Below are 21781 nucleotides of genomic sequence, written 5' to 3' on the forward strand. Positions count from 1 at the left end.
CCAGAATGATTTGACCATATGAATGGGTTGCCAGTTGTCCTGTGTGATTTATCCATGGCAAGGATCATCGTCTTAGAGTAAAAGGGAAATACTGTGAAATTTTATTTATTCATCCTAATACCAGTAATACTGACGACATCAATCGCACACGCCAATAATACTCAACACGGTTTTTCAGGAGAGTTAGGGCTTCTGGCCACTTATAGAGAGCAGACAAATAACGTATCTACTAATAGCCTTTCTACGATTGCCGAAACTAATAATTCTGGTGATTCATTCACAACAGGCGACTTATTGTCGCTAGCAGCAATACGCTACCGACTAAATAAACACGTTTTTTTCGCTGAACAAAGTGAGGATACTTTTGTAAGAGGCATTCTTGCTATCGAATTAGGGTACGGGTATCAGATTAATCAAGATTCACAGGTAAGCATCGGGTTTGCTCCGACAGTTGCAAGGGGAAGAGTTTGGCAGAACCCTTATCTCACTAAGGCCGAACGCAGCGAGACAAATATTAAGGGCAATGCATATCGCTTAAAATACGAGAATTCGTTCCTGAACAGCAACTTTGCTTACTACGATCGAAACGTTGAATCTGAAGGTTCTCAGTACACCGCTCTCAATAGAAACGGTGACGGATACTTTGGCCAAACCGCTATTATTTTGCCACTCTCAAGCCATATATTTATTGAGCCGATTCTCTTTTTCCAGCGAGATAATGCAACAGGCAATGCGATGGCTTATGACAAGTTAGGTGCCGGCCTCTCAACCACATTTCTGTACAATAATTACTCAATGTTCATTCACGGCCGTTTTGCCAAATCAGATTTTGATGCTATAAACCCGCTGTTTAATTCAGTGAGAAAAGATGAGAATCTCAACCTTACTTTGACACTTGTCGAGGAAGGCGCACTCAATATCAATTCTCTTAGTTTCATTGCGCAAGTGTCGTATCACGAAACCAATTCAAACATTTCCTTTTATTCAAAAGAAGATCTCGCATTTTTTTTGGGATTCTCCCATCAATTTTAATTCAGAGCTGATTAAACATGATCGTTAACCAAGTGAAACTTAAGCATCGTTACATTGCTCTGTTAAAGGGAGTCAAACCATGAAGCCAAGTCAACTGAATCACTTACTGATAACACTTATGCTTATAGCCTGTAGCTCTTTTGTACAGGCTAAATCAATCGAAGAACACGCTAGCTTTAAACATGGTGAACATCGACTTGCAGGTTATTACAAAACACCCGCCAATACAGGTGAGATCAAAGGTGTTGTTTTATTTGTAGCAGGCGATGGTGAGATTCCGTATGACGCTTATGGGTACTACGACGTTATTTGGCAAGTGATACTTGATGCGGGCTACGCTGTTTTTAGTTGGGATAAACCCGGTGTTGGCGATTCGACGGGGAGCTGGCTTAATCAATCCATGCTTGATAGACAAAAAGAAGTTAAAGCCGCCATTTCTTTTGTGAAAAATACCTATGACTACCAAGAGAGTGATATTGGTCTGATGGGATTTAGCCAGGCAGGTTGGGTTGCGCCAGCGTTTATGAAAGATAACCCTGATATTGGGTTTATGATTGGTGTCGGCTACGCGATCAATTGGATGGATCAAAGTTGGTACATGACAAAAACGCGATTGCTCGAAGAATCGGCCAGTGCGGCTGAAATCCAGTTAGAAAGAAAAAAACATGATCAAGAAATGGCATTTTGGGCGAGTGGGCCAAGCTATAAAACATACCTTAATGAATACGCGATTGACCCAGAAGACTTGTCAGAAGCGCGTTTTAATTTCATTAAAATGAATGTGCGCTCAGACGCCACTGAGGACTATGTTGGCATCAATAAACCCATTCTCCTATTGATGGGCGATAAAGACGCGAATGTCAGCACAGAAAATAGCTACCGAGTGTTAACAAGATTGTTTAGCCAGTCAGATAACGCCGTGATTAAAATCATACCTAACGCGACTCATGGGTTACTCAGGCACCCAGATTTTGATCAACAAAACCCAGGGCTTTATTTTCTGATGAAGCTCTATTTTTATGGTGAGAGTGCTTATGCGCCTGAGTTTCTAGACACATTGTCTAACTGGTTAAAAGAACGTTAAAAAATTGATTTCACTGGTTTATTAAACATTGAGGGGTTTAAACCTTATGCATCCAACACAATCAATGTTTTAAAATCACCAAAGCCAGTTACAAGCTCATCTTTGCTAGCTGTCAGTTGGCATCACCCTCAAAAACCCCAAAAGCTCACCCGCTAACCAATTCGGAGATTCCACTGCGGTCATATGTCCGCAGCTTGGGTGATGTGAATGCACGACATTGGGGATATTCTGCATAAAGTGTTGGCTTGTTTTGCAAAAGATATGATCCAGTTCTGCGGTTACCACTAATTGTTGGGCAGTTTATTTTTTTTAGTGCATCAATGTACGGGTCTTTATCCTGATAAAAACTGCGAATAAATCCACCGATGCTTTTGCCATTACCATCTTGCATGATGTCTAAACACAGGTCATATAATGCATCAGAATTTTGTGCCGCGGCCACGCCAGAAAACAACGGGCCAACATTTAATTTGAGCCCCTGAATAATTAGGGGCCAACTAAAATTTTCAAAACTACTGGCCAGCATGTGCATGGCGGCTTGGTTGGCAGCGTCAGGTAAGTTACTAAATTGAGTTGATGAACTGGTGTTGCATAACATCAAAGACAACAGCCGATTATGTACCTGTGTATTCACATCGTTTGCGTATTGCATGGCATAACGGGAGGCGATCATGCCGCCAGTGCTGTGGCCGATTAAATGGAATTGATCAATATTAAGATGCGCCGTCAGTGCATTGACATCTTCAACACAGGAATCGATATCGTAACCTTTAGGCTCACCTTCTATTGTGGTGAAACCGTGCCCGCGAATATCGAATGCAATCACGCGATGTGTTTTTGCAAGTTGCTCAGCGACCCCTGTTTTTATCCAATAGGCGGTATTAAGCGCTAAACCATGTAACACAATAATAGGTTCACCGGTTCCCATTTCTTCATAATGAAAGGTGACGTTTTGATGTTGAAAACTTGGCATGAGTCAGACCTTTTTATTTTATAAACTGACTATTACGGAGTTTGTACTACAGGTCAAATAATCGCCGATAATAACCCGTTATGAATAGCCTTAATGTTGTTGATATTTTATTTTTATGGATGAATTATTTTAATGTTACTTATCTCAAAGTAACCAGTAAACGCTTGTTTAATGCCAGACCATTGATATCGATAATGTCCACCTTGTTGGCAATGGGTGAGGGCAGGCGGCCTTAATATGGCAATGTTTTTATGGCCTTGATTACGAACACTGTTATAGAGCAGCCCCCATTCATCTTGTTGGCGTAACGATTCGGCAAAGGCTTGTGAGGGTTGATAATTGGTTTTGTCATGCAGGTGGTTAAATTCATCGGCGGTGACATCCACTAATGGTTTTTTAACGGTTGTAACATAGCTGCGCATGGTCAGCTCGGTATCACCTTCGTTGGTGGCACTTAAGAATTGTGCATTGTGATACATGGTTTCTTTGATGGCGGTTTCGATATCATCGGCGGCGTAATAAACACCGTATAATTGGCCGTTCGTAAATCGCGATGTATTACCTAGGTGGGTAAATGAGGCCATTATGGGGGTTGAGCCGATGCCTGTTATCCAGTCTTCTTTGGGGACAATATGCAGGTTTCCGGCTTCGTGGCGTAAGCGATCATTGGTCATGGCTTCGATGGCAAACGCGGCTTCAAATTCTTCGTGTGAATCGTAACAGTCTTCAAAAACATTAATAGGGGGGAATTTTGATAGGACTAACCGAAACCACTTCCTTGTTGGTTTTGTGTATTTGTGAATCATCCGCGATAGGCATCCAAATATTTTCTGACTCGGGCTAAGTCAACGATAGAGCCAGCGAGGATGGCGTCTAACGCGCTTTTGTTGCCGAAGTCACGATTGCTTTTTTGTATCCACGCATCGGCTTGTTCTTTACTGGGAAACATAATCATAAGGGATTTACGAATGCCCATTACATAGGAGATACGCTCTAACAAATCATGGTTTAATTTTACGGATGGTAACTTTTTATATTTATAAAAAGTTTGCTCTGGGATATTGCCTAACAACCGACGCTGCTGTTGGTTACTTAGTCCCCAGTCATTGGTGATTTTAAAAAAACCTTTTAAGGCGACTTGCCCAGTAAAACCTGAATCGGCTTTAAGTTCTGGCTGACTAATGGCTGTCATATTTCACCTCCTACTGACATTGGTAGGTTAATCTATATATGTAGTTAATCAAGTAATTTATTCATATATGTATAAATGGTGTTATTGGAATTAATAATAAGAAAAGAGGCTAAAGAATCATTAATTTAGGTAAGTAGTTGATTTTATGGATTATTTTTATGGTGAAGAGGGGTGGCAGGGCATACCGCTTTAATCGGTATGCCTTTCGCTACAGGTGATGTATTCGAGCATCAAGTGATGGGGGCGGTTATCTTAGCTTTTCTAACATTAAGTAATACCACATGCCTAAGGCTAAAAACTGATTACCAATCCACTCGCTGCCGGGCAGTCGAATATGTTTGCAGTTAGCAAAGGTGTCGTAGTCTTTCATTTGGCCGGTGATGGCATTGGCCATAATTTCACTGACAATATGGGTCAGTGCAATGCCATGCCCTGAATAGCCCTGTGCATAAAATACGTTGTCAGACAGTTTGCCTAATTGCGGAATACGGTTCACCACGACGCCCATCATGCCAGACCATTGGAAGTCGACTTTGACGCCCTTTAAACGCGGAAAGGTTTTTTCAATGGCAGGGCGCAGCTCGGCTTCTATGTTGCGGCTTTCACGGCCAGAATAATTCGCGCCGCCACCAAATAACAAGCGTTTATCGGCGGTTAAGCGGTAGTAATCTAATACAAAGCGGCAGTCATACACGGCGACGTCTTTTGGGTTGATAAGGTTGGCTACGTCATCACCTAAGGGTTCTGTGACCACTAGGCCGCCAGCAGCAGGGAAAATCTTTCCGCTCATTTTTAGGCGCTCTAATCTGTGATAGGCGTTGCCGGCAAGCATGACCGTATTGGCGGTTACGCAGCCTTTTTGGGTGAATACTTTAGCGGGCTTGCCTGCTTTATTGTCACCGTGGTCGATGTCGATGACTTCGCTGTTTTCAAAAATGAAGGCGCCCAGTGATTGTGCTGCACGTGCTTCGCCTAAACATAAATTTAAGCTATGCAGGTGCATGTTTTTGTTGTTGTAGATACCGCCGTGATAAATGTCGGTTTCTAAAAATTCGTTTATTTGTTCACGTTCAACAAATTCAACGTGGTCTTCCATACCGTGGTCTAAACATTCTTGGTAGTTAGCACGTAGCTCTGGTAAGTGGCTTGGTTTGTATGCTGTGTGTAAGTGGCCAAACTTTAGGTCGCAGTCGATGCCGTATTTTTGAATGCGTTTTTTGATGATGTCGTGGCCATGAAAACGCAAATGCCAAATGAAGTCGTCTACATCATTGCCTAAGGTTTTACGCATTTGTTTGCGCATGGCTTCATCACCAGACAGGCTACCAGTCACTTGGCCACCGTTACGGCCAGTGGCCCCCCAAGCCACTTTTTTAGCTTCTATAACCGCCACTTTTAGACCGCGTTCAGCTAATTCAAGCGCGGTATTAATGCCCGTAAAGCCGCCACCTACAATGGCCACATCCACACGGATGTCGCCTTCGAGTTCTGGGTAATCGCTGTCTTGGTTAATGGTAGCGCTGTAATACGCCGGACATCTTTGTGCTGTCATGTTCGACCTTTTGCATCCTGAGAGTTCTGTGGTCATTCTGGTGCAGATAGCGTGTGCTGGCTATCGGGTCTAGTGGGTATTGATTTTTGCTCAATACCCTTGTTTAACCGAATCATGTCGGGGCGTTAGTGGGCGTCTTTGGTTTGTACGTTTGTTTGCGCCTTGTCTTGGGCATCGTCTTGTAAAACTTGAGTCAGCTCTTTTAAGCCTTTTTGTACGGCAATGCCGTATTCTTTATCGTCGCCCCAGACCTCGGCTAATTTGCGCATGTTGGCTTCATCGTGTTCTTCAAATAACTGGCCAGCACGCTGGGCGTCTTCTGGGGTTGTGCCCAGCAGCTGCAAGGCATCGACGCCTAGGTGCAAAGCGGAATCAAATGTTTCACGGCGCAGGCCATCAATCTTGGTTTGCATAATGGCATAGGCATGGCTGCGGTCGATGGCGCGTGCCAATATTTTTAAGTGGGGAAAGTGCTTTTGTGCCGTGGCAATTATGTCTAAGGTTTTGTCTGCCTCATCTACTGCGATCACCAAGAGCTTGGCGTCATTTGCGCCAGCGGCTTCGAGTAACTCACTGCGGGCAGCATCACCGTAATAAACCTTGTTGCCAAAACGACGGACTAAATCCACCTGTCCTGGGCTGTGATCCAGAATGGTCAGGTTATAACCTTGTGCAATGAGCAGTCGGCCGATGATCTGCCCAAAGCGGCCATAGCCCGCTAAGATCACATGTTCGGCACTGTCGATGTTGGTATCGTCTTCAGGCTTGGCTTGCTGGCCTGTGCGGCTAAAGTAAATTTCATAGGCCACTAACAATAATGGTGAGATCAACATAGAAAGCGCCACTACAACCGTAATCATATTAACAAGGGCGTCGTCGAATACATTAAATTGGCGCGCGCTGCTGGCCAGTACAAACGCAAACTCCCCTCCTTGAGCAAGCGCCAGGGTAAACAGCATGCCTTGTGATCGGCTCATACTTGAAATAGCCGCCACGCCCGCCAATACAATAATTTTGATGAGTATTAATGCAACGACCGAAAGCCCGATGAATAGCGGCTCATCAAACAACAATTGGAAATCGATGCTGGCACCCACCGTGATAAAAAACAGGCCGAGCAGCAAACCTTTAAACGGTTCGATATCCACTTCGAGTTCATGGCGAAATTCGTTATCGGCTAATACTACGCCCGCTAAAAATGAGCCCAATGCGGGGGATAAACCAATGGCCTGCATGAGCACGGTAATGGCCACCACAATTAATAAAGCAAAGGCGGTGAACACTTCACGCATGCGGGTTTCGGCAATAAACCGAAAGAAGGGTGCGGCTAAATATTTACCGCCCAAAATAATCGCTAAAATAGTGGCACTGGAGATGACCACTTGTACCCAAATGGGTAAATGGCTAATCAGGCTGTCGTGCACATCGCTTGTGTTTATCACCTCGTCAATAGCGAGCAATGGCAATAACGCCAGAATAGGAATCACGGCAATATCTTGAAATAACAAAACGGAAAAACTATTGGCACCGGCTTGGGTTTTTAATAAGCCGCGCTCCGTCAGTGACTGCAAGACGATTGCAGTAGACGATAGCGCCAAGGTTAAACCAATGGCCAGACTGACTTGCCACACAAAGTCGCTGGCTAACATCACAAGGGCGCTGATCATGGCAGCGGTGAGAATCACCTGCAAACCACCCAAGCCCAAAATAGGGCGGCGCATTTGCCATAAGCGCGATGGACGCAATTCTAGCCCGACCAAAAACAGCATCATCACCACACCAAACTCGGCAAAGTGCATCACCTCGGTTTGATCGCCTACTAAGTGAAATACAAACGGGCCAATGAGCACACCGGCGATTAAGTAGCCCAGTACAGAGCCCAAGCCTAAGCGTTTAGCAATGGGGACGGATAAAACAGCGGCAAATAAATAGATGAGAGCACTGGTAAGCATGGCTTAGCCTTAAATCGTATGAATAGATTGAGTGTAGCGAAAAAATATTAAATCCTTTAGAGATTCTTTATAAATGAGTTAGAAAATGAATTGGATGATTACTGTACGCAGTTGTAGGGTGGGCACTGCCCACCATTAAGAATTGAGTCGGGCAGTGCCCGACCTACAGGTTCATCCTTTCTTAAATTTCTTTTTTCTTATTTGCTTTCCCATGCACCCACCCATACAAAATAGGCAGCACAAATAACGTTAATAACGTGGATGAAATAATCCCGCCAATAACCACCGTGGCCAATGGTCGCTGCACTTCGGCTCCTGTGCCGGTATTTAATGCCATGGGCACAAACCCTAAGCTTGCCACTAATGCGGTCATGAGTACGGGGCGTAAACGAATCACGGCGCCTTCCATAATAGCGAGAGCAAGATTGCCTAATTCTAAAAAGCGCTGGCGGATGAACGACAACATCACTAAACCGTTCAATACGGCGATACCGCTTAATGCGATAAAGCCCACCGCCGCAGAAATAGATAACGGCATGCCGGTTATCCACAGTGCAAGAATGCCGCCGGTTAACGCGAAGGGAATGGCGCTGAAAATAATCAATGCATCTTTTACCGAGTTAAACGCCATGATGAGCAACCCTAAAATCAATAACAAGGTCAATGGCACCACAATGCTTAAGCGCTTGCTTGCGGATTGTAATTGTTCAAATGTGCCAGCGTATTCCAACCAATAACCGGCGGGCATATCCACATTTTGAGAAATGGTTTGTTTGGCACTTTGCACAAACGAGCCAAGATCCACTCCACGAATATTGCTGCTTACAATAATGCGGCGTTTGCCTTGTTCGCGGCTAATTTGATTGGGCTGCGGGCTGAGTTCAATTTTAGCCACTTGGTTAAGTGGCACGTATTCGCCGTTGGCCAAAATAATTGGCAACGCATTTAATTCGTTCACATCGTTGCGTAATATTTCAGGTAAGCGCATGACGATATCAAAGCGTCTATCCCCTTCGAAAATCAAACCCGCTTGTTCACCTGAAATAGCGGTGGCTAATATGGTTTGAATGTCCGTTAAATTTAAACCGTATTCGGCCAATGCTTGTTTATCAGGCATAATACTCAGCATGGGTAAACCGCTGACTTGTTCGATGCGCGTATCCGCTGCACCGGGTAAGGTTTGAATGTGTGCTAATACCACTTGTGCTTGTTGCAGTAGCACATCCAAATCGTCTCCATAAATTTTTATGGCTAAATCAGATCGCACGCCTGAAATAAGTTCGTTAAAGCGCATTTGAATAGGTTGAGTAAATTCATAATTATTCCCCGGCAAGTGGGCAATGGCTTGTTGAATTTTTTCGCTCACATCATTTTGCGTTAGGGTTTGATTTGGCCACTCATTTTGCGGTTTTAACATCACAAAGGTATCCGCCACGTTAGGCGGCATAGGGTCGGTCGCGACTTCAGCGGTGCCGATTTTTGAGAACACGGTTTTCACTTCATCGATTTTAAGGATCTCTGTTTCAAGCTGGGTTTGCATCGCAACCGCTTGCTCGATACCTGTGCCGGGTGTGCGCATGGCGTGCAAGGCGATATCGCCTTCTTTTAGCTGTGGTATAAATTCCGAACCCAGCGTTGTAGAAAGATACACACAGAAAAACACCAAGGACATCGCCGCGGTAATCACTAAACGCGGAAAGTCTAACGCCCATTGCAATGCTTTTTTGTAGCCTTGTTTGCTTTTTACAATGACCACGCTTTCTTTTTCATTAATAGGGCCAGTCATAAACAGCGCCACCATGGCGGGAACTAAGGTCAGAGATAAAACCAATGCAATGAGTAATGCCATGACAACGGTGGCGGCCATAGGGTGAAACATTTTTCCCTCAACACCGGTTAATGAAAATAACGGGATGTATACAAGGGTAATAATTAACACACCAAATAAGCTTGGGCGAATGACTTCGTTGGTGGCATCAAATACGATGCTTAAACGTTCTTTTTTACTTAAATTTTGGTTGCCCTGTTTAAATTGAGATTGTGCTTGCGACAATCGGCGAGTGGCATTCTCAACAATGATGACGGCACCATCGACGATCAAACCAAAATCCAGTGCGCCTAAACTCATTAAATTAGCCGACACGCCAGTGCGTACCATGCCGGTAATGGTACCAAGCATGGCAAGTGGGATCACCGCGGCGGTAATCAATGCCGCGCGAATATTACCCAGTAATAAAAATAAAACTGCGATGACCAATAAGGCGCCTTCGATGAGGTTTTTTTGCACGGTTGATATGGCTTTTTCAACCAATGTTGTGCGGTTATAAACCACATCCAATGTTACACCTTTGGGTAAGCTTGTTTGAATGTCACTTAAACGTTTGGTGGCATTAATAGCGACCTCCCGTGAGTTTTCGCCGGCTAACATCATGGCGGTGGCGATAACCGTTTCTTGCCCATTTTGAGTTGCCGCACCTGTGCGTAATTCTTTACCGATTGCAATATCCGCCACATCCCGAATAAACACTGGGCTTGCATCAAATGTTTTAATAATCACATTGCCAATGTCTTGAGTGGTTTGCAGTTGTCCGGGAATGCGCACCAATAATTGCTGGCCGTTGGTTTCAATGAAACCGGCCCCTTGGTTTTGGTTGCTGTTGATTAAGGCATTATGAATGTCAGCCATGCTCATTTGTAAGCTGAGCATTTTTTCTGGCCATGGGGTGACGTGATATTGTTTTGCATAGCCACCAATGGCGTTAACCTCGATGATGCCTTTGACCAGTGCTAGTTGAGGTTTAATAATCCAGTCTTGAATTTCACGCAAAGCGGTAATGTCGTAGGGTGAGCCATCTTTTTGTACGGCACTTTTTTCGGCCTGAATGCTGTACATAAAAATCTCACCCAAGCCAGTGGCGATTGGTCCCATAGTGGCTTCGATGCCGTTTGGCAATTGTTGATTCACCGAACTTAAACGCTGATCGATTAAGTTACGGGCAAAATAAATATCGGTGCCTTCTTCAAATACTAAGGTGACTTGCGACAAACCATAACGTGAAAGTGAACGGCTATAGGCTAATTTAGGTAAGCCTGCAAAAGCGGTTTCAACGTTAAAGGTTATGCGCTGTTCGACTTCTAACGGCGAATAGCCTTGTGCCTGTGTGTTAATTTGTACTTGCACATTGGTGATATCGGGCACGGCATCAATGGGCAGTTTTTGGTAGTGATAAATACCTGTGACCGCAATGAACACGGCAAGCATCATCATAAGTACGCGTCGCTCTATGGAGAAACGTAAAATCGATTCGATCATGTTTCTCTCCTAGTGAACGTGTTCTGCGCCGGCTTTTTCAAAGTCAGCTTTGATTAAATAACTATTATCAACAACAAACGCATCACCTGCATTTAAGCCACTTATGACCTCACTAAATTGTGAGTCTTGTAAACCAAGCGTCACGGGGGATGCGATATATTCATGGCCTTGTTTGGTGAAGACAACGGTTTTGCCCTCAACCTGTTGCATAGCACGATTAGGAATACGCACGTTAACGCTTTTGGTTTGTGTGATCACATCGGCTTTTAATGTGACGCCAGCGCGCCAACCATGCTCATGATTATCTAACCGTACGCGAGCCAGCTCGTAAGGTGCATTGGTGGTGTTTGGAATAATATGAGCAATGCTAAAAACTTCGTTGTCGATAATGACACGCTGGTTCTTTTTAATGAGGCGCATTTGATTGGGGAAAACTTTAAATTCAGCCCATAAAATATCGTCATTAAAGAGTGTAAAAAGAGGTTGGTCTTGAGTGAGTTCCCCTGGGTTGGCGTGACGTCCGATGATTTTGCCATCAAACGGTGCGGTTACATAATAAGGGTGTAAGCTCTGGTTGGATTCAATTCGGGCAAGCTTGGCTCCTTTTTTAACATTGTCGCCAACACTCACATTGACTTGAATGATGGTGCCATCAAAACGTGCGCCGATGTGGCTGATCTGGCTGGCATCATTGACCACCTTACCAAACACGCGCTGGGTTTGAGCGATCTCTCCTGACGTTGCTTGGGCGGTTACGATGTTTGAATGTTTTGCTGTGGTATCGTCAATGGTGACGCTTTCTGCATGGACCGTGATCATGGCTGTCTTCTTTTTTAACAGAGTCATGATTATGGTCTTCATGGTCACTTTCATCGTGATCATCTTCACCATGGGCACGTTCTTCGTGCTCATGCTCGTCTTCCTCATGCTCTTTTTCTTCATGTGCTGGAGGGACGTCTTCGTGGTCGTGATCATGATCGCCACTGGCGTAAGTGATGCTTGGCAATAAACTTAAGCTTATGGCTAATAGTGCCGCTCGCAAAATGCGGGGCATAAAATTTGGGTATAAAAAGGCAAACATGGTATGTCCTATCGAATTCGATATTAAAAAATAAAATAATATTGAGAAAACGTTAGGTTCTAGGAGGGCGGAATAAAACCGCAGGCTGCTTAGTTAGCACTAAATGGTTAGCAAAAGAATGCTGTGGGCTTTGCCCAAATAACGAAGATGAAGAGTAAAACGAAGTAATAAAACTAGAATGGGCACCATGGCAATGACAGCAATGATGACAGTCGAATTCTGTTTGATTGTGGCGGTTGTCCGGCGCCTTTTTATCGGCGTGATCAGTATCGTGCTGATGCTCAAACTCTAAATGTTCAATGCCTGACTGATGTGTGCTGTGGGCATCCGCCATAGACCATACCGATTGCGTTGCAATCAATATAATCATTAGCCATTGGATACCGGTTTTAAACATAAGGTGTCACACGAGTCTGTATTAAGTGTGTGATGTTAGCCCACAAACCGCTGAATTTCAGCTGTTTTGTGGGGCATAGCATCACACTTTGTTGGTTAATCTTTGTTATGAGCGTCGAGCTGTCGATTAAGTTCCGTCTCCATTGCCAATGGTGACTGGGTGTTACGGGCTAATAAACGATACATGACGGGCACAATAACCAGTGTAAATACCGTTGAAGCCAGTATGCCAGTGAGTACTACAATCCCAATGACGGTACGGGTTTCAGCCCCAGCACCAAAGGACAATATCAAGGGCACGGCACCAAATGCTGTGGTGATGGCCGTCATTAAAATGGGGCGCAAGCGAATGGTGGCCGCTTCAATAATGGCGTGTTCAAACTCGATGCCTTCATCGCGTAATTGGTTACAAAATTCAACAATTAAGATCCCGTTTTTAGCGGTGAGTCCCACCAGCATGATTAAGCCGATTTGGGAATAAATGTTCAGCGATTGGCCGAATATATATAAACCCGCTAAAGCGCCGATCATGGCCATGGGCACCGTCAGCATGATCACCAATGGGTGAATATAACTTTCAAACTGTGCTGCCAATACTAAGAACACAACGACCAAGGCCAATGCAAAGATAAAGTAAATGGATTGGCCACTGCTTTCTAAGTCTTGTGATTGACCTTTGTAGCTAATAACCGCTTCGGCAGGTAAATGTGTTTTAGCCAAATCATTTAAGTAATCTAATGCCTCACCCAAGGTGTAACCGTCGGCAAGGTTGGCTTCAAGTGTGATGGCCCGAATACGGTTGTAACGATTGAGTGTGTTGGCGTCGGCGCGGTTCAGAGATCGTTACCAAATTTGCCAACGGAATGAGTGCATCGTTATAACGACTGCGCACATAAATGTTTTTCATATCCAGCGGGGTATTTTGTAAGTCACGCTCACCTTCTAAAATGACATCGTATTCTTCACCACGATCTAAAAAGGTAGTGACACGACGAGAGCCTTGTAAGGCCGCTAAGGTGTTGCCGATTTCTTCGGCGCTCACGCCTAAATCCGCCGCGCGCTGTGTATCAATGTTAATTAATACTTGTGGCTTGGTTTCTTTGTAGTCGTGATCAAGGCCAATCAGTTTTGGGTTTTCGGCTGCTTTTTTCAGCATGATGTCGCGCCATTGTGCGAGCTGCTCATAATTGCTGCCACCAATCACAAATTGAACCGGTTTGCCAAGGCCGCCACCTAAGGCTTGACGCATGATGGCAAATGCCCGCACGCCTGCTAAGTCACTTAAGCTTTTGTTAATGCGGCCAATGACCTCTGTGGCGGGTGGTCGCTCACTCCAGTCGTTGAGTACAACAATGACAAAGCCACCCGAATAATCAGAGGTTGAACCAAAACTGCGCGGCGTGCGCACCAATAACCGGTTCACGATGCCTTCGTCCACTAATGGCATTAAGCGTGTTTCAATTTCATCCATATAGGCTTTTGAATAATCATAACTTGAGCCCTCAGGTGCCGAGACTAAAACGAAAAACGCGCCGCGGTCTTCTTTGGGGGTGAATTCGGTTGGAATGTTATTAAACAGCCAAGCACAGCTTAACAACGCCAGTGCTAACAGAATGAGTGTTCGCTTGGGCGCGTTTAATGCGTGGGATAAATAGTCTTTATATTGTTCGCGCAGTTTATCTAACAGTTTGTCTGTTTTTTGCGTGAGAACATTGGGTTTTTCATTGGCGTGCAATAAACGCGAACACATCATAGGCGACAGTGACAATGCGACCAGTGATGAAAAACCAACGGCGGCCGACATGGCGATGGCAAATTCAGTAAAGAGTTTACCTAGGTCACCTTCTAAAAAGATGATGGGTAAAAACACTGAAATTAACACAGCCGTGGTCGCTAATATGGCAAATGACACTTGGCGGGCACCAAGGTATGCCGCCACCAATGGGGGTTCCCCTTGGTCAATACGACGATGAATGTTTTCCAACATCACGATGGCATCATCCACCACCATACCAATGGCCAGAATCAATGCTAATAGCGTTAACAAGTTAATGGTAAAGCCAAGCATGTATAAAATAACAAAGGTGCCCATGAGTGACACAGGCACAGTGATGGCAGGGATCAAGGTCGCACGTATATTTCCCAAGAAAACATAAATCACTAAGATGACTAACGCCATGGCAATAAATAGGGTTTGATAGACCTCTTCGATGGATTTCTCGATGAACACCGAGCTGTCATAACTGCGCAGTAATTCCATGCCTTCTGGTAGTTCTGGGTTTATTTTATCCAGCAGTGCGCGTGCTTTACGGGCCACATCTAAGGTGTTGGCTGTGCTTTGCTTGGTGATGCCAACGCCCACCATGGGAATGCCATTACCACGGAAGGATTTACGATGTTCTTCTGCGGCAAGCTCAACGCGTGCCACATCTTTTAAGCGCACGGGGTAATCGGTATTAGCGCGAATTACTAATTGGCCGACTTGCTCAGGGGTTGGATACGCGCGCTCTAAGCGTACGGTGAATTGGCGTTGTTCTGATTCGATACTGCCAGCGGGCAGTTCAATGTTTTCACGACGAAGTGCATCTTCAATATCGCTAATGGTGAGTTTACGAGCGGCGAGCGCTTTGCGGTCGATCCAGACTCTTAATGCATAGTCTAAACCGCCGCCTACTCGTACACGGGCCACGCCATCAATGACGCTAAAGCGATCAATTAAATAACGGTTGGCATAATCGGTGAGCTCTAATAAGCCCATGCGATCGCTCACAAGGTTGAACCACATGATGGTGTCATCATCGGCACCGGCTTTGGTCACCTCTGGCGGTTCGGCATCGTCGGGTAGGTTATTTAAAACACGAGAAACGCGGTCACGTACATCATTGGCGGCGGCATCGATATCACGACTGACATTAAACTCGATGGAGATATCCGAGCGGCCGTCTTCGCTGGATGAAATAATATTTTTAATACCTTCGATACCAGAAATGCGATCTTCCAAAACTTGAGTAATGCGTTGCTCAACAATGGCCGCGGCTGCACCTGTGTAATTGGTGCTAATACTGACAACAGGCGCATCAATATCGGGATATTCTCGCAGTGGTAGCTTATCAAATGCTAATAAGCCAAAGGCTAAAATCAATAAGCTAATAACCGAGGCTAAAACGGGGCGCTTAACAGAAAGATCGGTAATGATCATACGTCACCCTTGCGCCATTCTTCAGTTTGTTCGATGACCTTGCTACCGGGTTTCACTTTTAATAATCCCTGTAACACAATTTTGTCACCTACCTCTAAGCCACTTAATACTTCGACCTTGCCATGCTGGCGAATGCCAATTTCAATGGCGTGTTCAGTGACGGTCATGTCAGGGTTTACTTTATAAACTAAGTGTTTGTTGGCGCGCATAAACACCGCTTCTTCTGGCAACATTTTAGTGGTGCGTTGTTGGTCAATTAGATCCAGCGTCAGTAACATGCCTGGGCGTAATAGGGCTTCTTTATTTTCAATGTTAGCGCGTACTTTTATGCTGCGAGTATCAGAGTTCACACGGGAGTCCAAGGTGACAATTTCACCTTTAAACGTGCGCTCAGGGTAGGCGACACTAAACGCATTAATGCTTTGGCCCACTTTGATTCGCGGTAGGTATATTTCAGCGAGATCAAAATCCATTTGTAAGTTGATGACGGAATCTAAGGTGGTGATTTCATCGCCTGGCTTAAGCAAGGTACCCACACTGACATTGCGTAAACCCAGTAAGCCATCAAATGGCGCTTTAATAACGCGGTCTTTTAACGTGGCTTGAACTTGGGCAATGCGCGCGTGAGCGGTATCGATGGATGATTGCAGGCGGTCTAGTTCAGAGGCGGATACGGATTTTTGTTTAACAAGGTTTTCAATACGTTTGTATTCACGCTGTTGATCGGCTAATTCGATTTGAGCCACATTCAGTTGTGCTAATTCCTCGTCGTTGGCGAGGGTTAATAGAGTTTGTCCTTTTTTAACCGACTGTCCTTGCTCGAAAGCAATTTTACTGACTTTTTCGGTGACACTGGCGGTTAAAATCACAGACTCGGCGGCGCGTGCGCTGCCCAGTGCTTCAAGAGATTCGGTTATATTGCTTTCTTTGACCTCAAATAACACCACTTGCGTATCGCCACGCGGACGCGGATTTGATTGGCTATCCGTGTAGTAGCGCCAAAGAACGGCGGCTACGATGATGATAAGAGAGCCATAAGCAAGCTTGCGCAGCATTGGGTAATCCTAAATTTATTGGAATATGAACGGAGCACTATGATGCCAAGAATGATAATTAGTTTCATCTAAGATTTTATTTTGAGACTAATCAACTTGGCTAAAGTGCACGTCTACTTTGTTTCGTCCGCTAGCTTTTGCTTTATACAGAGCATCATCGGCTAACTTCATTAATTGTGTACGGGTAAAAGCAGAGGTTGGATGCCAGTGAATAACACCGGCACTAATGGTGATGCGATTATCAATACTTGAATTGGCGTGCGGAATATTAAGCTCATAAATTGTGTTCTTAATTTTTTCACCCCAAGCTAAGCACGCATCTGAGTTGATATCGTATTTAATGAGGATAAATTCTTCGCCGCCAAAACGAATGCAGCTGTCGAGCGGGTGGCGCTTCATGGTCAGTAACGCTTGCGCCACTTGAATTAAACACTCATCACCGGCCAGGTGGCCATAGTGATCATTGTATTGCTTAAAAAAGTCGATATCGGCAATGGCGATGGCAATGCCTTTATTCTCTTTTTTGGCTTGTTCAAGAAGTTCGCTGAATTGCTCATCGAATTTATGTCGATTACCAACACCTGTTAATTGATCGGTATTGGCCATGGCTTTTAAAAATTGATGGTGCTCAAAGTTGTCCCTTCGTTGTTTATCAAAGCTGTGGCTGTGAATCAGGCCTGCGATATTAATGCTTATAATGTAAATGCCGCTGTGTATGAATTGGCCGACGGACTGTTTTTCGATGATCAAAACTATGTAATAGCTAAATAATATGGCTGCGCCGATGAATAACTTTTGGGTGTAAAAAATATTAGGTAAAAAATAGATGGCAACTAAACAAAGTATGATGCTATCAAGTGTCAGTAAGGTGCCTAACTCTAGGTATATATAATGCACACTAATAATGGTTACGCTTGTGATCAAGAAGAGCGCGGCGATGAGCCTGTCTAATCGCAAGGTTAAGGTTGGCTGATAGCTGTATATGAAAACAAACAGACACATGGGTAATGATGCTGTAAAGCGGATGAATAAAAGCGGGTAAACCTCAGGATGATCAAGCCCTAGACTACTTAAGTCCCAAAGCGCAAACAGCAACAGCAAAAACAACGTAGCCACGCAGATTAATCGTGCATTGTGACGGTGCTGTTGATTAAACTTTTTAATATAAAGCAGGTTCGCTTCGCGAGTTTGCTGATGGGTGCTCATGACCACCTTGTTTATATCGACAGGGTAATAACCTCTTAATTCTAGATCATGGTGGGGAAACTACGATGAGGTTTTCAGTAAATCGTGAAAAATTAAGCGTTGTCGGCGATTGCTCCTTTACTCTTTCGGTACTTTCTTCTTAAATACCCCTGATTTTACCTAGTTAGGAGCCAACATGGCGTTATTAAATACAGTAGACCCAGATGGACTATTAGAATATTCAGTGGTGTTTACTGATCGCTCGTTAAACCACATGTCCCAAACCTTCCAAGGGGCTATGCGTGATATCTCTAGCACGTTAAAAGAAGTCTACAACGCGGATGGCGTGGCCGTAGTACCGGGTGGCGGCACGTATGGGATGGAGGCGGTTGCTCGCCAATTTGCCCAAAACAAGAAATGCTTAGTACTGCGCAATGGTTGGTTTAGCTATCGTTGGACGCAAATTTTTGAGATGGCATCTCTGCCAAGCGAAGAGATCGTGCTAAAAGCTCGCCGTGCAACAAACAGCGATACCGCACCGTTTGCACCAGCACCGATTGAAGACGTCGTTGCCACAATTAAAGCAGAAAAACCTGAGATGGTATTTGCCCCTCACGTTGAAACCTCATCGGGTATGATTTTACCGGACGATTACATTCAGCAAGTGGCCGCAGCCGCTCATGAAGTGGGCGCTTTGTTTGTTTTAGACTGCATTGCATCCGGTACTGTATGGGTTGATATGAAAGCCACTGGCGTAGATGTGTTAATTAGCGCGCCGCAAAAAGGCTGGAGCGCGTCACCTTGTGCGGCATTGGTTATGTTAAATGACCGCGCTTTAAGCGTATTAGAAGCCAGCACCAGTAACAGCTTTGCATGCGACCTTAAAAAGTGGCATCAAATTATGCAGGCTTATGAAAACGGCGGTCATGCTTATCATGCAACGATGCCGACCGATGCGCTGCTACAGTTCCGCGATACTATGTTAGAAACCAAAGAATATGGGTTTGCAAAAGTAAAAGCAGAACAAATTGAGCTAGGGCAAAAAGTACGCGCCATGTTAGAAGCGCGTGGTATCGAGTCTGTTTCAGCTGAAGGCTTTAAAGCACCGGGTGTTGTGGTGAATTACACCGATGATGCCGACATGCAAAATACGAAAAAATTTGCAGCGCTTGGTATGCAAGCCGCGGGTGGCGTGCCATTAATGTGTGACGAAGGGGAGGGCTTTAAGTCATTCCGCATTGGTTTATTTGGTTTAGATAAACTGCACAACATTGATCGCAGTGTGGCTAACTTAGAAGCTGTATTGGATAAAATGCAGTAATAGTTTCGCCAATAAAAAAGCCCCATCACGAACGTGTTGGGGCTTTTTTTATGCCTAATTTTTTATACCTAGGGTTTCACTGCAATATACGCCGTGTATTTATGTCAGCGCTATCGTGGTTGTAAATGTGCCAGTAAGCGCTCTTCTATCTTTTTAAACAAATAGATAATCGTAAACGTGATACACAAATAAATGGCGGCTACAAATAAGAAGCTTTCGAACGGTGCATAATAACGCGCATAAATGTCACGAGCGGCACCGGTTAAGTCGATAATAGTTACCGTAGAGGCAATGGCGCTGGCGTGCAGCATACACATGACTTCATTACTGTAGGCCGGTATTGCACGACGAAATGCACTGGGTAATACGATGCGAGTCATGCGCTTAAACCAGTTCATGCCATAGGCTTTGGCGGCTTCGATTTCCCCTTTTGGTGTGGCTTCAATTGCACCGCGGAATATCTCGGTTGTATAAGCGGCGGTATTTAATACAAACGCAATTAAGCATGGGTAATATGCACGTTCGAAAATCACCCAAAAAATGGAATCTTGAATACCATGAATGAGCGTGACACCGTAATAAATCATATACAGTTGGATCAATAACGGTGTACCACGAAATATATAGGTGAATAACCATACGGGAAAATTGATCAATGGATTTTTACTGGTGCGCATAATGGCCAGTGGCACAGATAGTATTAAACCAATGATTAATGACGACGCGACCAATTGAATGGTCATGGTAAAACCATCCCAGTAATGGGCAAGCGTGGTTAGGTTGAAAATTTTGTTAGCGTCGATGAGAGCGAGTAATGCATCCATGATTAAGCCTCCACCACGCCAGCGTTATAACGCTTCTTGAGCACAGCAAAACCCCATTCACTACAGGCGGTTAAAGCAAGATAGACACCGGCCACAGGGATCAGAAATAAAAATGGCTCCCCTGTAGATTTTGCCGCCTCGGTGGCTAAGCGCACCATATCAGATAAACCAATGACACTCACAAGGGCAGTGGTTTTTAATAACACTTGCCAGTTGTTGCCTAAGCCAGGCAGGGCATGGCGCATCATCTGTGGGAACATAATGCGTTTAAATACTTGTAAATTGTTCATGCCGTAAGCTTTGCCTGCTTCAATTTGACCTTGGTCGACGGCCAAAAAAGCACCGCGAAAGGTTTCGGTCATGTAGGCGCCAAAAATAAAGCCAATGGTTAATACACCGGCTACAAATTCATTAATGTTTATGAAGATATCAATTTTTTCATCGCTGGCGTAATACAGCCATTCGGTAAAGTTATTAAATGCAATTTGCCCACCAAAGAAAATGAGCATCATCAGCACAAGGTCAGGTACGCCACGAATAACCGTGGTGTAAGTGGTGGCTATGAAGCGTGCAACTGGCCCGCCTGACTGTTTTGCTACAGCGCCTATTAAACCCAATACAAATGAAATGAATACGGATAGGAAGGCGACTTGTATGGTGACAATGGCGCCGCTAAAAATGCTAGGGCCATAGCCGTGTAAATCCAACATAAATTCTGCTCGTTTAAATCTGGGATCAGCGTTTACTTAATGGTTTAAAGAAAGCGAAAAATGGTACGCCTCCAAATAATAAATGCCCAAGCAGTCAGTCTGCTTGGGCATTTCTTGGGTTGAAGCAATTATACCTTAATGCTGTAACTAAAGTACTTTTTCATGATTTTGTCATAAGTACCGTTTGCTTTTAGTTTATCTAGCGCAGCGGTGACTTTTTCAGCCAGTTCTTTATCGCGCTTACGGAACGCAGCCGCAATCCCTTCACCAAAAATGCTAACGGGTTGAGTCACCATTTCGCCTGCTTGAGCAAACTTGGCTTTGCCTTTTAACATATCAGCACCAACTGGCGCATCAACGAAGATAGCATCTAGACGGCCGCCCTCTAGATCAATGACCATGTCATCAGCTGTGGTGTAACGTACGACCTCAGCGTCTTTTTTCATTTGAGTCAGGTAGCTATCTTGAACCGTGGCACGCTGTGCTCCGATACGCTTACCTTTGGTTTCGGCTGCGTCAAACTTGCCTTTAACAGGAGCAAAGAAAGCAGATGGTACTTGATAATAAGGCTTAGAAAACAATACTTTTTCTTTACGTTCTTCGTTTACCGACATTGACGAAAAGATCATGTCGTATTTACGGGCCAATAAACCAGGGATAATACCGTCCCAAGCTTGTACGACCCAATCACAATCTTTTTTAGTGATTTCTTGGCACACAGCGTTACCTAGGTCCACTTCGAAACCCGTTAAAGTGCCGTCCGGTGATTTGTATTCGAACGGTGGATAAGGTGCATCAACAGCTACACGGATTTTGTCCATTTCAGCATGCGCCGTTAGGCTTAATACACCAGCTAAAGCGAGTAATGTTTTTTTCATGTGTTACTCCAACGATTTTTGTTTTTGGTTTGGT

19 protein-coding genes are annotated in these 21781 nt (G+C 44.6%); 3 read left to right on the plus strand and 16 right to left on the minus strand.

The features are described from left to right. Window positions 1–93: 93 nt before the first annotated feature. Both ACU6U9_RS08850 and ACU6U9_RS08855 read left to right on the plus strand, forming a co-directional pair. Window positions 94–1032 (plus strand): surface lipoprotein assembly modifier, encoded by a 939-nt coding sequence (locus ACU6U9_RS08850; protein WP_446734672.1) that lies wholly within the window; start codon window positions 94–96, stop codon window positions 1030–1032. A 79-nt stretch (window positions 1033–1111) separates the two neighbouring features. Continuing rightward, the gene (locus ACU6U9_RS08855) at window positions 1112–2116 is read left to right on the plus strand and encodes an alpha/beta hydrolase family protein (RefSeq protein WP_446734673.1); all 1005 of its coding nucleotides are present in this window, start codon (window positions 1112–1114) and stop codon (window positions 2114–2116) included. A gap of 145 nt (window positions 2117–2261) precedes the next feature. Here the strand turns inward: ACU6U9_RS08855 and ACU6U9_RS08860 are convergent, their stop codons facing one another. From ACU6U9_RS08860 to ACU6U9_RS08920, 13 genes are all read right to left on the minus strand, one after another. Beyond that, window positions 2262–3089, minus strand: coding sequence for an alpha/beta fold hydrolase (locus tag ACU6U9_RS08860; protein WP_446734674.1), 828 nt, complete (start codon window positions 3087–3089; stop codon window positions 2262–2264). 113 nt (window positions 3090–3202) lie between these two features. After that, window positions 3203–3895, minus strand: a complete 693-nt coding sequence (locus ACU6U9_RS08865; RefSeq protein WP_446734675.1) for an RES family NAD+ phosphorylase — start codon at window positions 3893–3895, stop codon at window positions 3203–3205. Continuing rightward, on the minus strand, window positions 3892–4281 hold the full coding sequence (locus ACU6U9_RS08870; RefSeq protein WP_446734676.1) for an MbcA/ParS/Xre antitoxin family protein: 390 nt from the start codon (window positions 4279–4281) through the stop codon (window positions 3892–3894). The genes ACU6U9_RS08865 and ACU6U9_RS08870 overlap by 4 nt, the downstream gene beginning before the upstream one ends. Window positions 4282–4528: 247 nt before the next feature. Then, on the minus strand, window positions 4529–5833 hold the full coding sequence (locus ACU6U9_RS08875) for an NAD(P)/FAD-dependent oxidoreductase (protein ID WP_446734677.1): 1305 nt from the start codon (window positions 5831–5833) through the stop codon (window positions 4529–4531). A gap of 125 nt (window positions 5834–5958) precedes the next feature. Continuing rightward, complete coding sequence (locus tag ACU6U9_RS08880; protein WP_446734678.1) at window positions 5959–7785, minus strand: monovalent cation:proton antiporter-2 (CPA2) family protein; 1827 nt, start codon at window positions 7783–7785, stop codon at window positions 5959–5961. Between the two features lie 181 nt (window positions 7786–7966). After that, a complete protein-coding gene (locus ACU6U9_RS08885) occupies window positions 7967–11098 on the minus strand; it encodes an efflux RND transporter permease subunit (RefSeq protein ID WP_446734679.1) in 3132 nt (1043 codons plus the stop codon). Between the two features lie 9 nt (window positions 11099–11107). Beyond that, window positions 11108–11917, minus strand: coding sequence for an efflux RND transporter periplasmic adaptor subunit (locus ACU6U9_RS08890; protein ID WP_446734680.1), 810 nt, complete (start codon window positions 11915–11917; stop codon window positions 11108–11110). Next, entirely contained in the window at window positions 11883–12179 is a 297-nt protein-coding gene (locus ACU6U9_RS08895; RefSeq protein ID WP_446734681.1) for a hypothetical protein, read from the minus strand. Before ACU6U9_RS08895 ends, ACU6U9_RS08890 begins: the two co-directional genes overlap by 35 nt. Window positions 12180–12231: 52 nt before the next feature. Next, window positions 12232–12576, minus strand: a complete 345-nt coding sequence (locus ACU6U9_RS08900; protein ID WP_446734682.1) for a hypothetical protein — start codon at window positions 12574–12576, stop codon at window positions 12232–12234. A gap of 95 nt (window positions 12577–12671) precedes the next feature. Continuing rightward, the gene (locus ACU6U9_RS08905; protein WP_446735075.1) at window positions 12672–13412 is read right to left on the minus strand and encodes an efflux RND transporter permease subunit; all 741 of its coding nucleotides are present in this window, start codon (window positions 13410–13412) and stop codon (window positions 12672–12674) included. After that, on the minus strand, window positions 13351–15774 hold the full coding sequence (locus ACU6U9_RS08910) for an efflux RND transporter permease subunit (RefSeq protein WP_446734683.1): 2424 nt from the start codon (window positions 15772–15774) through the stop codon (window positions 13351–13353). Before ACU6U9_RS08910 ends, ACU6U9_RS08905 begins: the two co-directional genes overlap by 62 nt. Further along, on the minus strand, window positions 15771–16829 hold the full coding sequence (locus ACU6U9_RS08915) for an efflux RND transporter periplasmic adaptor subunit (protein WP_446734684.1): 1059 nt from the start codon (window positions 16827–16829) through the stop codon (window positions 15771–15773). The genes ACU6U9_RS08910 and ACU6U9_RS08915 overlap by 4 nt, the downstream gene beginning before the upstream one ends. An 87-nt stretch (window positions 16830–16916) precedes the next feature. Beyond that, window positions 16917–18035, minus strand: coding sequence for a GGDEF domain-containing protein (locus tag ACU6U9_RS08920; protein WP_446734685.1), 1119 nt, complete (start codon window positions 18033–18035; stop codon window positions 16917–16919). 175 nt (window positions 18036–18210) lie between these two features. On the opposite strand from ACU6U9_RS08920, the gene ACU6U9_RS08925 reads away from it, so the two are divergent. After that, on the plus strand, window positions 18211–19335 hold the full coding sequence (locus tag ACU6U9_RS08925; RefSeq protein WP_446734686.1) for an aminotransferase class V-fold PLP-dependent enzyme: 1125 nt from the start codon (window positions 18211–18213) through the stop codon (window positions 19333–19335). 110 nt (window positions 19336–19445) lie between these two features. Here the strand turns inward: ACU6U9_RS08925 and ACU6U9_RS08930 are convergent, their stop codons facing one another. From ACU6U9_RS08930 to ACU6U9_RS08940, 3 genes are all read right to left on the minus strand, one after another. Continuing rightward, entirely contained in the window at window positions 19446–20162 is a 717-nt protein-coding gene (locus tag ACU6U9_RS08930; RefSeq protein ID WP_446735076.1) for an ABC transporter permease, read from the minus strand. Continuing rightward, a complete protein-coding gene (locus ACU6U9_RS08935) occupies window positions 20162–20869 on the minus strand; it encodes an ABC transporter permease (protein WP_446734687.1) in 708 nt (235 codons plus the stop codon). Before ACU6U9_RS08935 ends, ACU6U9_RS08930 begins: the two co-directional genes overlap by 1 nt. A 128-nt stretch (window positions 20870–20997) precedes the next feature. Then, a complete protein-coding gene (locus ACU6U9_RS08940) occupies window positions 20998–21747 on the minus strand; it encodes a transporter substrate-binding domain-containing protein (protein ID WP_446734688.1) in 750 nt (249 codons plus the stop codon). Window positions 21748–21781: the final 34 nt, after the last annotated feature.

The sequence above is a fragment of the Pseudomonas sp. HK3 genome (genome assembly GCF_052920985.1).

What these genes read in the sequence shown, in the direction of transcription:
- ACU6U9_RS08855 (WP_446734673.1), top strand. Translation starts at nt 1,112, where the DNA reads ATGAAGCCAAGTCAACTGAATCACTTACTGATAACACTTATGCTTATA.
- ACU6U9_RS08860 (WP_446734674.1), bottom strand. Translation starts at nt 3,089, where the DNA reads ATGCCAAGTTTTCAACATCAAAACGTCACCTTTCATTATGAAGAAATG.
- ACU6U9_RS08865 (WP_446734675.1), bottom strand. Translation starts at nt 3,895, where the DNA reads ATGATTCACAAATACACAAAACCAACAAGGAAGTGGTTTCGGTTAGTC.
- ACU6U9_RS08870 (WP_446734676.1), bottom strand. Translation starts at nt 4,281, where the DNA reads ATGACAGCCATTAGTCAGCCAGAACTTAAAGCCGATTCAGGTTTTACT.
- ACU6U9_RS08875 (WP_446734677.1), bottom strand. Translation starts at nt 5,833, where the DNA reads ATGACAGCACAAAGATGTCCGGCGTATTACAGCGCTACCATTAACCAA.
- ACU6U9_RS08880 (WP_446734678.1), bottom strand. Translation starts at nt 7,785, where the DNA reads ATGCTTACCAGTGCTCTCATCTATTTATTTGCCGCTGTTTTATCCGTC.
- ACU6U9_RS08885 (WP_446734679.1), bottom strand. Translation starts at nt 11,098, where the DNA reads ATGATCGAATCGATTTTACGTTTCTCCATAGAGCGACGCGTACTTATG.
- ACU6U9_RS08890 (WP_446734680.1), bottom strand. Translation starts at nt 11,917, where the DNA reads ATGATCACGGTCCATGCAGAAAGCGTCACCATTGACGATACCACAGCA.
- ACU6U9_RS08895 (WP_446734681.1), bottom strand. Translation starts at nt 12,179, where the DNA reads ATGTTTGCCTTTTTATACCCAAATTTTATGCCCCGCATTTTGCGAGCG.
- ACU6U9_RS08900 (WP_446734682.1), bottom strand. Translation starts at nt 12,576, where the DNA reads ATGTTTAAAACCGGTATCCAATGGCTAATGATTATATTGATTGCAACG.
- ACU6U9_RS08910 (WP_446734683.1), bottom strand. Translation starts at nt 15,774, where the DNA reads ATGATCATTACCGATCTTTCTGTTAAGCGCCCCGTTTTAGCCTCGGTT.
- ACU6U9_RS08915 (WP_446734684.1), bottom strand. Translation starts at nt 16,829, where the DNA reads ATGCTGCGCAAGCTTGCTTATGGCTCTCTTATCATCATCGTAGCCGCC.
- ACU6U9_RS08920 (WP_446734685.1), bottom strand. Translation starts at nt 18,035, where the DNA reads ATGAGCACCCATCAGCAAACTCGCGAAGCGAACCTGCTTTATATTAAA.
- ACU6U9_RS08925 (WP_446734686.1), top strand. Translation starts at nt 18,211, where the DNA reads ATGGCGTTATTAAATACAGTAGACCCAGATGGACTATTAGAATATTCA.
- ACU6U9_RS08935 (WP_446734687.1), bottom strand. Translation starts at nt 20,869, where the DNA reads ATGTTGGATTTACACGGCTATGGCCCTAGCATTTTTAGCGGCGCCATT.
- ACU6U9_RS08940 (WP_446734688.1), bottom strand. Translation starts at nt 21,747, where the DNA reads ATGAAAAAAACATTACTCGCTTTAGCTGGTGTATTAAGCCTAACGGCG.